This window comes from Aeromonas sp. S16(2024), from assembly GCF_041403065.1.
Classification (GTDB): Bacteria; Pseudomonadota; Gammaproteobacteria; order Enterobacterales; family Aeromonadaceae; genus Aeromonas.
In genome coordinates this window covers 136,409-149,489 of record NZ_JBGLQX010000005.1, presented here as the reverse complement: position 1 = coordinate 149,489, position 13,081 = coordinate 136,409, and the positions used below count along the sequence as shown (strand labels likewise).

Below are 13,081 nucleotides of genomic sequence, written 5' to 3'. Positions count from 1 at the left end.
TACCACAATTATAAATATATGGGTGAGTATTATAATGAGTTGTGTATTTTTAGTTAGCGCCACGGCTTTATCCTCCGGTGGTGCACTAACTATCCTCCGACAATTTATCGCACATGCGGCATTAACGGATAAAAAGTATATTATCTTTTCGCCCGTTGGGGTGGCACTCGATACGCATGCCAATATTACCTATATTGAAGTGGATACCACGTCTTGGTTGAAACGGATTTGGTGGGATAGTATTGGTTTGAGGCGCTATATCAAGCAACACAATATCGAGTGTGAGTTGTGTATTTCATTGCAAAACACCTCAGTGAATGTTGATTGCCAACAATTAATTTACTTACACCAGCCTCTTCCTTTTACAACTATAAAATATGTTTTCAACAAAGAGACAGTGAAATACTTTTTATATAAATGGTTCTATAAGTTTTTTATTATCTTATTTATAACCAAAGCTACGCGGTTTGTGGTGCAAACACAGTGGATGAAGGCTGCTCTGGTGCAAAGTGGTGTGGCAGAAAACAATATTTCGGTATTTACACCGGATATCAAGTTGCCAGATGAATATCTGCCCAATAGCACTGAACAAGTACAAAGACCAGCCGCTGAGCAAATTCATTTTTTTTACCCAGCTTCATCGCTGTTTTATAAAAACCACGTCTTAATTCTTGATGCATTAGCGTTACTTAAAACAAGACAGTTAAAAAAGAAACCTATTTTTGCTGTAACATTAACCGTTGGTGATTACCCCGTATTTGATGAAAAAGTGCAGCAGTTAGGGCTGAGTGACAATGTTTCCTATTTAGGGGTTATGCCCTATGAGCAAGTGATTGAGTATTATATTTCAGCCGATGCAGTATTGTTTCCAAGCTACATAGAAACCTTTGGCTTACCACTTGCCGAGGCGGGGGTGTTAGGTAAAAAAATTATTTGTGCGGATTTACCTTATTCCAGAGATGTATTGACAGGTTACCAAGGGGCGAGCTTCTTGGATTATCAAGATGCAACAAAGTGGGCAGATGAAATGGCATCAGTTATGCGACTGAAAACTGTATTAAAATTTACGCCATTGTCATTTTCACAGTGCGCAACTTGGAAAGGTTTTTTTGATTTTATCTAAAGTTTAATCGGGTTGAGGTTTGTATGTTTAACAATAAAGTGCTTTTGATCACCGGTGGCACAGGTTCTTTTGGCAATGCCGTGCTGCGCCGTTTTTTAAATACCGAGATTAAAGAAATTCGCATATTTTCCCGTGATGAGAAAAAACAAGATGATATGCGCAAAAAATATCATAATGCTAAATTGAAGTTTTATATTGGCGATGTGCGTGATTATCAGAGCATCTTAAATGCTACCCGTGGAGTAGATTATGTCTACCACGCTGCGGCACTGAAACAGGTGCCATCGTGCGAGTTTTATCCGTTGGAAGCGGTAAAAACCAACGTGCTAGGAACTGAAAATGTGCTGGAAGCCGCGATTCAAAACGAAGTTAAACGTATTGTTTGTTTAAGCACCGACAAAGCAGTGTACCCGATCAATGCCATGGGCATTTCCAAGGCAATGATGGAAAAGGTGATTGTGGCTAAATCGCGAAATGTTGATCCGGCCAAAACGGTGATCAGTGCCACCCGTTATGGTAATGTGATGGCCTCGCGCGGCTCAGTGATCCCGTTGTTCTTGCGCCAAGTCATCAACGATCAGGCTATCACCGTCACGGACCCCAATATGACCCGCTTTATGATGACACTGAATGACGCGGTCGATCTAGTATTGCATGCCTTCGAACATGGCACTAACGGCGATATTTTTGTGCAGAAAGCCCCGGCGGCCACTATCGACGTGTTAGTCAAGGCACTGCTGCACATTACTCGTAAACCCGATCATCAAGTGAATGTCATTGGCACCCGTCATGGTGAAAAACTCTATGAAGCCTTGTGTAGCCGTGAAGAGATGTTCGTTGCCCAGGATCAAGGCAATTATTACCGTATTCCATCCGATAATCGTGATCTGAATTACGCCAAATTCCACGAGGAAGGTGAAAAAGATTTGTCGATAATTGAAGATTATAATTCTCACAATACTGAGCGTTTAGATGTGGCGGGAATGGTCAAATTGCTGCATAAGCTCGATTTTATCGCCGAAATAGAGGCCGGTAGTTTGGTCGTGCCCGAGGGCGTATAAATGAATATTCTTGTCACAGGGGCCAATGGCTTTATTGGCAAAAACTTGCGGGTGCGATTAAACGAGCAAGGCTTTCATCATGTGACGTGTTTTGAGCATGAACACAGCGATGTTGACTTGGCCAATATGGTGGCCAGCACCAATTTTGTGTTTCATTTGGCCGGTGTTAACCGGCCTAGAAATGAAATTGAATTTACCCAAGGTAATACGGATTTAACCGAGCAGCTGGTTGCGCTGCTCTGTGCGACTGGTCGTCAAATTCCGCTGGTATTAACCTCGTCTATTCAGGCCGAGCGCGATAATGCCTATGGCAAGAGTAAGGCCGCAGCCGAGCAGCTGGCCTTTGATTATATGCAGAAAACCGGCAGCGCTGCGTATGTGTATCGTCTGGCCAATGTGTTTGGTAAGTGGTGCCGCCCGAATTACAACTCGGCGGTAGCGACTTTTTGCCATAATACTGTGCATGATTTACCCATCACTATTCACGACGCCAATGCGCCTTTGTCTTTGGTGTATATCGATGATGTGTGCGCTAGCTTTATTAACTTGCTCGGCGCAGCGCAACCGGGTGGTTATCAACAGGTGGCACCGGTTTACCATACTACTGTGGGTGCGGTGGCTGAGGCTTTGCAGAAGTTTAAACAAAGTCGGGTTAACTTGATCACCGAAGAGGTGGGAACAGGGCTCATGCGTGCCCTTTATTCCACTTATTTAAGTTATTTTTCGCCCACTGATTTTGCTTATACGGTGCCAGGTTATACCGATGCGCGTGGCAGTTTTGTCGAGATGCTAAAAACCCCGTCTGCTGGGCAATTTTCTTTTTTTACTGCTTACCCAGGGGTTACCCGTGGTGGTCATTATCATCATAGCAAGAATGAAAAATTTTTAGTAATTAAAGGGCGGGCCAGCTATCGTTTTAAACAGATCATTACCGGTGAGGAATATACAATTACCGTGGATGCCTGTGAACATAAGATTATTGAAACGGTGCCCGGTTGGGCACATGACATTACTAATATTGGCGATGAAGAATTGATTGTGATGCTGTGGGCCAATGAAATATTTGATCGCAGCAGACCAGACACTATCGCTAACCCATTAGCATGAGTTTTTTGACTATGAACAAAAAAATGAAAGTAATGACGGTAGTTGGTACACGCCCCGAAATTATCCGTTTGTCTCGGGTCATTTCTGGATTGGATGAACACTGTGAGCATACGCTGGTTCATACTGGTCAAAATTATGATTTTGAATTAAACCAAGTGTTTTTTGATGACTTGGGTGTGCGCAAACCGGATTATTTTTTAAATGCAGCTGGTAGCACTGGTGCCGAGACTATTGGTAAAGTGATCATTGCTACTGACCAAGTCTTGGCTGAGGTTAACCCCGATGCCATGTTAGTGCTGGGCGATACCAATAGTTGTATGGCCGTGATCGCGGCCAAGCGCCGTAAAATTCCCACCTTCCATATGGAAGCGGGTAACCGCTGCTTTGATATGCGTGTGCCAGAAGAGATCAATCGCCGTATCGTTGATCACACCGCCGATATTAATTTAACCTACAGCAGTATTGCTCGTGATTATCTGTTGGCCGAAGGTATTCCCGCCGACCGTGTGATAAAAACCGGTAGCCCGATGTGTGAAGTGCTGCATTACTATATGCCGCAGATCGATGGCTCTGACGTGTTGACTCGCTTGCAATTGGATGCTGGTAAGTTCTTTGTTATCAGCGCTCACCGTGAAGAAAATGTCGACTCACCGAAAAATCTTATGAAATTAGGTCAGGTGTTGAATGGCTTGGCTGAAAAATATGGTTACCCCGTGATTGTTTCAACCCATCCACGTACTCGTAAGCGTATCGAGGAGCAAGGGCTTAAATTTAATCCTTTAGTGCAGTTGCTTAAGCCTCTGGGTTTTCATGATTATAACAAGTTGCAAAAATCTGCCAAGGCAGTACTTTCTGACAGCGGTACTATTAGTGAAGAGTCTTCCATTATGAACTTCCCTGCACTGAATATCCGTGAAGCTCATGAGCGGCCAGAAGCGTTTGAAGAAGCCTCAGTCATGATGGTAGGGTTAGAGGTTGAACGAGTATTCCAAGCCTTACACGTATTGAATTCCCAACCTGCTGGTGATAAACGGTTACTGCGACCTGTGTATGACTACAGTATGCCGAATGTGTCCGACAAGGTTGTACGCATTGTACACAGTTATCGTGATTATGTGATGCGAGTTGTTTGGAAGCAATATTAATGCGGCTAGCCTTGTTGATTGATGATTATTTACCAGACAGTACACGTGTTGGGGCAAAAATGTTTCACGAGTTGGCGGTGTGTTTGCAGCAGCAAGGTCACTATGTCATTGTGATTACACCCGAATGCAACCAAACTGATACACTCGTATGTGGTGAGCTGGATGGAATAAAAGTCTGGCGCTTTAAAAGCGGCGAAATTAAAAATATAGGAAAAATAAAACGCGCTATTAATGAAAGCATGTTGTTTTTACGTACTTGGTGGGCGGTTAGAGAAAAAATCGAAAAAGATACTTTTGATGGTGTCATTTATTATTCCCCCTCTATTTTTTGGGGGGGGGTAGTGCGCTGGCTGTGCCAGCGCTGCCAATGTCCGGCCTATTTGGTACTACGTGATTTGTTCCCCCGTTGGGCTATTGATGCTGGCATGATTGGTGAACGGTCTTTAATTACTCGATATTTTCGATTTTTTGAACACCTGAGTTATCGGCAGGCCAAGATGATTGGCCTGATGTCAGAGAACAATATCAAGGTGTTTAAAGAAGAGGGTAATCATTACCCTACCGAAGTGCTGCGAAATTGGGCCGCACTTGCACCTGTCACGCAATTTCCTACAGATTATGTGCCCCTTCGTCAGCGCCTGAAGCTGCAAGATAAAGTGATATTTTTCTATGGTGGAAATATTGGCCATGCGCAGGATATGGCCAATCTGATGCGTTTGACAAAGGCGATGAGCAACCATCCACAAGCACATTTTTTGTATGTTGGTCAAGGTGATGAAGTCGCACTAATAAATCAATTGTCTAGGGAGTGGAACCTAAGTAACTTTACTTACCTATCATCGGTCAACCAACACGAATTCAAGCTTATGCTTGCCGAGATAGATGTTGGGTTGTTTTCATTATCCGCTGACCATACTAGCCACAATTTCCCCGGTAAGTTGCTTGGTTATATGGTGCAAAATATTCCTATTCTTGGCAGTGTTAATCAGGGGAATGACTTGATGGAGCTTATAAATACTAATAGAGCTGGCATTATTAGAGTCAATGGTGATGATGTAGGCTTGTATGAGGCAGCTGAATCTTTGTTAAAAGATGATAGTTTTCGTCAGAGATTAGGCCGACAAGCGAATGAGTTGTTGCATCGGGAGTTCTCGGTGTCAACAGCTGCTGAAGTTATTTTAAAAGAATTTAAAAAAGATAATTTTTAGTCTAAGGTTTTTCGATGAAAATTTTAGAACCTGTGTTATTAAATCAGCTATACGATGATGCATCATCATCAGAACGGTTGCGCAGTCATTTTATGCTGCATGCTAACCATTCAGAAAAAGTGCAGAGGCTGATAATTGCTATGCTAAAAGGTAGTTATGTTGAGCCTCATTATCATGAACTACCCCATCAATGGGAAATGTTTATTCTTTTGCGTGGCAAAATACGTGTTTGCTTATATTCAATTACAGGGGAAGTCTCACGCGATTTGATTATAAGTGAGGATGATCCCTTACCTCTGGTTCAGTTCTTTCCTAGAGATATTCATAGCGTTGAGTGTCTATCAGAGAGGGCGCTATTACTAGAAGTTAAAGAGGGGCCTTTTGACCCACAGTATGCAAAGATAGTATGGAAAGGAGGATGGTAGTCGAGTTATGACCAAGCTAGATAAGTAATGATGACCTTAAAATATTCGAAGCCCATATGTTCATAGGGCTAAAATTTATAACTATAAATTTATATTTACGGAGTTTGGGATGGAGTATATTCTATTCTTTCTTGTTTCTTTTGTTATTCTTTTCTGTTTCAGGAAATTGGCAAAGAAAATAAATCTAGTGGATCGTCCTAATGAACGTAAATTACATCAGGGGCTTGTTCCTTTGGTGGGGGGGATTTCTATATATTTTACACTTATGTTAGCGCTGTGGTTTAAGCCAGACCTTCTTATCCATTCGGAAGTTTATGTACTTTGTGCCTCTGTCCTGGTTTTGATGGGAGCGTTTGACGACAAATATGATGTCGATTATAGGATCCGGTTGGTTGTGCAAATCCTTATTTCTTGTGCAATGATTTTTGCAGCAGGACTTTCGTTGAAAAGTCTTGGTCATATTATTTTCAGCTATGAAATAGATTTAGGGCCACTTGGTTATATCATAACCATTTTTGCTGTTCTTGGCGCGATTAATGCTTTCAATATGGTGGATGGCATTGATGGACTATTGGGTGGACTTACCATCGTTACCTTTGGGGCGCTCGCTTATATCAGCTATGTTGATGGTCAACTGCTGTTGGCTCGTTTTTGCCTGTTGATGATGATCGTTGTGATCCCCTATATTTGTCTGAACTTAGGCTTTCCTTTTGGCGTTCGTAAAAAGGTCTTTATGGGGGATGCGGGCAGCATGCTGATCGGTTTTACCGTAATTTGGGTGTTGTTGCAGGGTACTCAAGGACCCAAAGCACAAATGACCCCTGTTACCGCGCTTTGGCTGATTGCGATCCCACTGATGGATATGACTTGCACTATGGTTCGGCGTATACGCAAAGGAGTCTCGCCATTTAAGCCTGACCGCGAGCATTTACATCATATCTGCCTGCGGGCCGGACTCTCATCACATCAGGCTCTGGTCGTGATTTGCAGCATTGCCTCTTTGTTGGCGGCTGTAGGGATAAGCCTTGAATATAGATCTGTGCCAGAATGGATTAGTCTGCTGCTTTTTATTCTGGTCTTTTTTCTATATTATCAACTGCTTAACAATATATGGCGTGTTCTCGCCTGGATACGACCTAAGACACTCAATGAGCCTAATTGAGCAATATTCTTCCTTTTCATCGAACCCGCCGCTTCTCCTGCTATTGGGTGGGAATGGTCAGCTTGGACAGGCATTATGCCAGTTGATCGATAAGAGGGTCTTATTACTGCCTGAGCGGGCGGATGTAGTGCTACAGCATCCCGAGACATTGACTGATTTGGTTACGAGGTTACGCCCTGCGGTGATCATCAATGCCACCGCCTATACCCAAGTCGATCGGGCTGAAACTGAGCCCGACGTTGCTAACAGCATCAATCAGCAGGCGGTGGCGGTTTTGGCCGATGCAGCAACACGAGCAGGGGCTTTGTTGGTGCATTTTTCCACCGATTATGTCTTTGATGGCAGTGGTGACAGACCTTGGCGGGAGGAAGATAAGCCTGCGCCTTTGAATGTTTATGGTCTGAGCAAGTTGCAGGGGGAGCGGGCTATTCTGACCAGCGGTTGCCATCATTTGATCCTGCGCACTAGTTGGTTGCATAGCCCGTGGCGTCAGAATTTTATTAAAACCATGTTGTGCTTGGGGCAGGAACGGGAGTCTCTCTTTGTGGTTTGCGATCAGATAGGGGCCCCTACCTCGGCCACCATGCTGGCCAAGGTGACTCTGGAGGCGATCCAGCAGACTCTGGCCAATCCTGCATTATGTGGGCTCTATCATGTGACGGCCGATGGGGAGGTAAGCTGGTTTGACTATGCCCGCTTTATCTTTGCTGAGGCTAGGAGGTTAGGAAGTGAATTCAAGTTGAGCGAACTAAAACCTGTGCAGAGTAATGTCTATCCTGTCGCAGCTCGCAGGCCGCTTAACTCCCGTCTTGATACGGCAAAGTGTCGTGCTGCCTTTGGCATAGACCTACCGGATTGGCGAAATGGAGTGAGGGAGACACTTTGGCAACTCATCAAGTGATTAAGAGCCGTTAACAAAACTAAATAGCTGATCCGAATAGCGCTACACCTTGGCGGCACCATAACCATTCCCCGGGAAAGGTGACACGTTGTCCATAAAGTGTTTCACACGAGCCAGCCATCTGCACTGGTGATTGTGAATCGACCTACTTTCCAGACACCTCAAGAGCCTCAAACTGAGGTCATTCAGGAGGTGCCCCCGGGTGTCTACCAGATAAGCTGCATGCAGACAAGGGTTATGATTTTCGCCACTACCGCGCCTATCTGATGCGGCGGGGTATCAAGTCTCGCATTGCCAGACGCGGTGAAAGCAACGAGCGATTGGGTCGCCATCGCTGGATAGTAGAGTGAACTCATGGGTGGTTAGCAGGCTTTGGCAAGCTGTGAATTCGTTTTGAACGATGACTTGATATCCATCTAGCGTTACTGACGCTGGTTTGCGCCTCGTTGAGAGGCTTTATTAGCGGCTTTAAAAGGAATCTATATTGCTGATCTCTTCATCAATCGAATCGCGTAAAGGCATCATATTGGCCGGTGGTTCGGCTACCCGGCTCTACCCGGCGACCCTGGTCATCAGCAAGCAACTGCTGCCCGTTTACGACAAACCCATGATCTATTACCCGCTCTCTACCCTGATGCAGGCGGGGATTCGTGACATTCTGATCATCAGCACCCCGCTAGACCTGCCCCGTTTCGAGCTGTTGCTAGGCGATGGCAGCCAGTGGGGCATGCACCTGAGTTATGCGGTGCAGGAGGAACCCAATGGACTGGCGCAATCTTTGCTTATCGCCGAGCCTTTCTTGGCGGGCAACCCCTGTTGTCTCATCCTGGGGGACAATATCTTCTATGGCACCGAGCTGCCTCGCCAGTTGCAGCGTGCCTGCTCCAAGGTGCGAGGGGCTACCCTGTTTGCCTATCATGTGCAGGATCCCGAGCGCTATGGTGTGCTGGGGTTTGATGCGAAGGGGCAGGTAGATACTATCGTCGAGAAACCCGCCTCTCCGGCGAGTCAGTATGCGGTGACGGGCATCTATTTTTACGATGCTCAAGCGAGCGAGATCGCACGAAGCTTGCGTCCTTCGGCGCGGGGAGAGCTTGAGATCACCGACGTCAATCTGCACTATCTGGCGCAAAAGTGCCTTGAGGTTTGTTTCATGGGGCGAGGTTCGGCCTGGCTCGACACAGGCACCCACGACAGCCTGCAGGAGGCTAGTAGCTTCATCCAGACCCTGGAAAAACGCCAGGGACTCAAGGTGGCGGCTCTGGAGGAGATCGCCTGGCGCCGTGGCTGGGTATCCGATGAAGAGCTTGAGGCGCTGGCGCTTCCCCTTGCAAAGAGCGGCTATGGCGCCTATCTGTTGCGTCTGCTGCAAGAGCCTTTTGGCAAGACGCATCCTGATTGGGATTGATAATATTCTCTATTCAGTGATGCATCCTTGACCAACACACCAAAGAAAACACCTATGCACTTTATTTCATTGAAGATTCCGGATGTGCTCCTGATCCGCCACCAGCGTCATCAAGACGAGCGGGGCGACTTTATGGAGCTGTTTCGCCACGGGATCTTTACCCGGCGATGCGGTGACTTTTGCTTCGTTCAGGACAATTTGAGTCGCTCCCGGCAGGGGACACTGCGAGGGCTGCATTATCAGAGAGAGAAGCCTCAGGGCAAGTTGATACAAGTGATGGTCGGTACCATCTTCGATGTGGCGGTCGATATTCGAGCTGGCAGCCCAACTTGCGGCCAATGGGTTGGGCTGCAACTCTCGGCAGAGGAGGCCACATCACTGTGGATTCCCCCAGGGTTTGCTCATGGTTTTTATGTGCAGAGCGAATGGGCCCATGTGTTGTACAAATGTACTGACTATTATGCACCCCAGTTCGAGGGGACTCTCAACTGGTCAGATCCGACGCTGGCTATTGAGTGGCCCTTGATAGAAAATGTGCCATTAATTTTGTCTGACAAAGACCGTAACGCCCCTTTTTGGAAAAAACCTCATCTTTAGAGCTTCGTATGAACAAACAGGTACTCGATAATTCAGATAATAAGTTGCCGCAGGGTTGGCAGGCCTCAACGGGTGATGAGATTGATCTGCGCGAACTAGCGCTAGTACTGTGGCGGCAGAAGGTGCTGATCCTTATCGTCACAGTGCTATTTGCTGTTGTTGGGGTTGGCTATGCATTGACCGCCTCCGAGCAGTGGTCCAGCAAGGCTGTGATCACGGTTCCCAAGCCGGAAGATCTGTTGCCAATGCGAAAGATTGTGGTACAGGCAGAGGTCTTGGGGCTCAAGGGTTTTCCCAGCGGTAAGAGTCTTTATCAGGAGTTTGTTCAGGAGTTCAACGCCTACGAAAATCGCCGAGACTACCTGAAGGCCAGCCCCTTATTTGCCGAGCATGCGAAAGCGCTGGAGCTGGATGATAAGGCCCGCCGGCGCTGGTTGCGTGACTGGGCCAAGCTCGTGTCGGCAGCGCCTGTGGACAAGAAAGGGGAGGTGCCGGGCATCGAGATCAGCTTCTCAGCTCCCACCGCCGAGGACTCTCTGGCGATGCTGGAGGGCTATATCGACTACATCATCAAGTTGCAGCAACAGCGGATGGTCCATCGACTCAGTGAAGAGCGCAACCTCCAGCTGGAAGGAATCTCTACCCGTTATCTTTTGATGCAGGAAGATGCCAAGCGAGCGTTGCGACAGGATATTTCGGAGACCGAATTGGCCAACAGCATTGCTAAGGCCGCGGGCGTCAGTGCACCGCTGGAAAACTACAACAGCCGGGAACGTTTCTCAATCTCGCTAGGGGCCAAGGGGCTGGACGAAAGGCTAGCCTTACTCAAATCCCTTGATGTAGAGCTCTACAAGCCCGAGTTGCCAAGGCTGAAAGTGCAAATGGCACGCTTGAAACAGGTCTCTCTGGAAGGGATAAGCTTCCGTCCATTTTCCTATCTGGATTCTCCCGACGAACCGATGAGCCGTGACAAACCCAAGCGTCCCCTGATTGTGGTGCTGGCCACCTTGCTCGGTGGCATTCTGGGGGTTGGTATTGTCTTGGTGCGGCATGCCTTTCGCAGGCCAGAACAGGCATAATCGTTGCTAAGTGAATCAAAGGGGGCTCAGCCCCCTTTTTGCTTCTTGGGATGCTGGTGATGGTGCTATGAATCTGAGTGCGTGGGGGTCAGGGAAGATGAAGGTAACAATAAAGGCCTTTGGGATGGTCAGTGTGCTCTATTGGCTGCTGGGCATGCATTTCTTCATGCACAACCCGGGAGGGGCCGGGCTCTATCTGCCATTCAATGCCTGGGGCTGGATCTTTGCCAGTCTGGTCATCGGTGTGGGGCTGTGGCAGGTCACGCTGCAGCAGAAGCTGGTCTTCTCGTCACTGCAGGCCGGATTATGGCTGGGTGGATTGCTGCTGCTGTTGCCCATGGCATACCCCGGTTTCGAGCTCAAGGATTACGCCATTCCCCGTCTGCTGGGGCTGTTCACCGGCCTGCTGTTTTTGTTCTGCCTCTACCAGTGGCAACTGGCTCGCGAGGCGCGTGACAGGCTGCTCTATCTGCTGCTGGGGGCGGTGGCCATAGAGGCACTGCTCGGGCTGGTGCAGTACTACCTGCTGACGCCGGGCAACTGGCTCGGCTATGACACCCAGACCAATCGCCCTTACGGCATCTTTCAGCAACCCAATGTGATGGCCAGCTTTATGGCGACCGGGGTATCCCTCGCCATCTGGCTGGAGCTGCGGGGGCTGGCCAACGGCTGGCTGCGGGGACTGCGCTATGGCGTGATCCTGGCAGCCAGCCTGCTGTTGGTGGTGCTGCAGTCGCGGGTGGGGCAGCTTGGCGGGCTGTTGGCCTTGCTCCTGCTTGCGCCGCAGCTCTATCGCCAGCGACAACTAGGTCGGGTACTGGGGCTGGTTGGGCTGGGCATCGCCCTGGGGCTGGCATCCCAATACGGGATGGCGGGGGCCAAGCGGGGGCTGGAAATCTATCAGTCCGGCGGCATGCGTTCCATCTACTGGCCCTATGCCGCCAAGTTGATCGCCGAGGCGCCCTGGACCGGTTGGGGTTACGGCAGTTTCGAGCCCGTCTTCCTGCAGCACTACATGGCTGACAAGGCGCAGAATCCCGCCATGGTGCAGATCGAATATAACCTGGATCACCCCCACAACGAGTTTCTCTACTGGGCGGTGGAAGGGGGGCTTGCCTCCATGCTCGGCATGCTGCTGATGGCCGGTACCCTGCTGTGGCGACTGACCAAGGCCGGCTGGTCGCAGGGTCTGGCGCTGCTGGCCCTGATCACGCCCATCCTGCTGCACACCCAGACCGAGTATCCCCTCTACCACGCCATTGCCCTGTGGTGGGCGCTGCTGCTGCTCATTCATGTGCTGGATGCGGAGGTGGAGGAGCAGGCCCATGCCAACTGGCGGGAGTATGTCTGTCGTCCCTGGCTGCTGCTGCGCTTCGCGGCCATAGCCATCCTCCTCATCGTCGTGCCCTTTATGCTGACGGCCCTGCATACCGCCTGGGTGGTGACCAAGTATGAACGGGGAGGGTACAAGCAGCCGGCGCTGCTGCTCGACATCGTCAATCCCCTGGCCTGGTTGACCCGGGTGGAGTTTGACGTCAACGCGGTGCGCCTGATGGTGGGTTTGCAGGCCAACAACAAGGCGGAGCTGGAAGCCTACCTCGACTGGGGGCAGGCGTTCGTGCGCCATACCCCCAGGGCCAACATCTACGCCAACATGGTGATCGCCCTCAATGCGCTGGGGCGGGCCGAAGAGGCCGACCGTCTGCGGGCCGATGCGTTGGTGCTCTATCCTGGTGAGCCCTTGCTCACCGGCTCGGCGGCTAAGTCGGTCGCCGCGACACTGGAGCCCAAACCCTCCTCATGAGCGGGCTGGGCACCACTGTTCCTGACTCCATCACGGCCGCCTCGCGGCCGTGATCATTTCC

The 13,081-nt window shown here is 49.0% G+C and carries 12 protein-coding genes and 2 pseudogenes; 13 read left to right on the top strand and 1 reads right to left on the bottom strand.

Annotated features, from left to right (window positions below; genetic code table 11):
• The first annotated feature begins 34 nt into the window (after positions 1–34).
• The 8 genes from ACB030_RS05820 (at position 35) to rfbD (ending at position 8,132) form a co-directional block, all read left to right on the top strand.
• Positions 35–1,123 carry a glycosyltransferase gene (locus tag ACB030_RS05820; RefSeq protein WP_371158578.1) on the top strand — a complete coding sequence of 363 codons (1,089 nt, stop codon included), beginning with the start codon at positions 35–37 and terminating at the stop codon, positions 1,121–1,123.
• A 23-nt stretch (positions 1,124–1,146) separates the two neighbouring features.
• Positions 1,147–2,184, top strand: a complete 1,038-nt coding sequence (locus ACB030_RS05815) for a polysaccharide biosynthesis protein (RefSeq protein ID WP_371158577.1) — start codon at positions 1,147–1,149, stop codon at positions 2,182–2,184.
• Complete coding sequence (locus ACB030_RS05810) at positions 2,185–3,291, top strand: capsular polysaccharide biosynthesis protein CapF (RefSeq protein ID WP_371158576.1); 1,107 nt, start codon at positions 2,185–2,187, stop codon at positions 3,289–3,291.
• An 11-nt stretch (positions 3,292–3,302) separates the two neighbouring features.
• Complete coding sequence (wecB, locus tag ACB030_RS05805) at positions 3,303–4,436, top strand: non-hydrolyzing UDP-N-acetylglucosamine 2-epimerase (RefSeq protein WP_371158575.1); 1,134 nt, start codon at positions 3,303–3,305, stop codon at positions 4,434–4,436.
• Positions 4,421–5,644: a glycosyltransferase family 4 protein gene (locus ACB030_RS05800; protein WP_371158574.1), complete on the top strand. Its 1,224-nt coding sequence runs from the start codon at positions 4,421–4,423 to the stop codon at positions 5,642–5,644. Before wecB ends, ACB030_RS05800 begins: the two co-directional genes overlap by 16 nt.
• 14 nt (positions 5,645–5,658) lie before the next feature.
• Positions 5,659–6,069: a WbuC family cupin fold metalloprotein gene (locus tag ACB030_RS05795; RefSeq protein ID WP_268428319.1), complete on the top strand. Its 411-nt coding sequence runs from the start codon at positions 5,659–5,661 to the stop codon at positions 6,067–6,069.
• A gap of 109 nt (positions 6,070–6,178) precedes the next feature.
• Entirely contained in the window at positions 6,179–7,231 is a 1,053-nt protein-coding gene (gene wecA / locus ACB030_RS05790; protein WP_371158573.1) for a UDP-N-acetylglucosamine--undecaprenyl-phosphate N-acetylglucosaminephosphotransferase, read from the top strand.
• Complete coding sequence (rfbD, locus tag ACB030_RS05785) at positions 7,218–8,132, top strand: dTDP-4-dehydrorhamnose reductase (RefSeq protein WP_371158572.1); 915 nt, start codon at positions 7,218–7,220, stop codon at positions 8,130–8,132. Before wecA ends, rfbD begins: the two co-directional genes overlap by 14 nt.
• A gap of 42 nt (positions 8,133–8,174) precedes the next feature.
• Here rfbD and ACB030_RS05780 read toward each other — a convergent pair.
• A pseudogene (locus ACB030_RS05780) lies at positions 8,175–8,303 on the bottom strand (IS630 family transposase); the annotation flags it as partial.
• Positions 8,304–8,323: 20 nt separating this feature from the next.
• Between ACB030_RS05780 and ACB030_RS05775 the strand changes: the two are divergent.
• The 5 genes and pseudogenes from ACB030_RS05775 to ACB030_RS05755 form a co-directional block, all read left to right on the top strand.
• Positions 8,324–8,623, top strand: a pseudogene (locus ACB030_RS05775) (transposase); the annotation flags it as partial.
• A gap of 11 nt (positions 8,624–8,634) precedes the next feature.
• A complete protein-coding gene (gene rfbA / locus ACB030_RS05770; RefSeq protein WP_371158614.1) occupies positions 8,635–9,540 on the top strand; it encodes a glucose-1-phosphate thymidylyltransferase RfbA in 906 nt (301 codons plus the stop codon).
• Between the two features lie 27 nt (positions 9,541–9,567).
• A complete protein-coding gene (rfbC, locus tag ACB030_RS05765; protein WP_371158571.1) occupies positions 9,568–10,137 on the top strand; it encodes a dTDP-4-dehydrorhamnose 3,5-epimerase in 570 nt (189 codons plus the stop codon).
• An 8-nt stretch (positions 10,138–10,145) separates the two neighbouring features.
• Positions 10,146–11,216 carry an LPS O-antigen chain length determinant protein WzzB gene (locus ACB030_RS05760; RefSeq protein ID WP_371158570.1) on the top strand — a complete coding sequence of 357 codons (1,071 nt, stop codon included), beginning with the start codon at positions 10,146–10,148 and terminating at the stop codon, positions 11,214–11,216.
• Between the two features lie 124 nt (positions 11,217–11,340).
• Complete coding sequence (locus ACB030_RS05755; RefSeq protein WP_371158569.1) at positions 11,341–13,020, top strand: Wzy polymerase domain-containing protein; 1,680 nt, start codon at positions 11,341–11,343, stop codon at positions 13,018–13,020.
• The last annotated feature ends 61 nt before the right edge of the window (positions 13,021–13,081 follow it).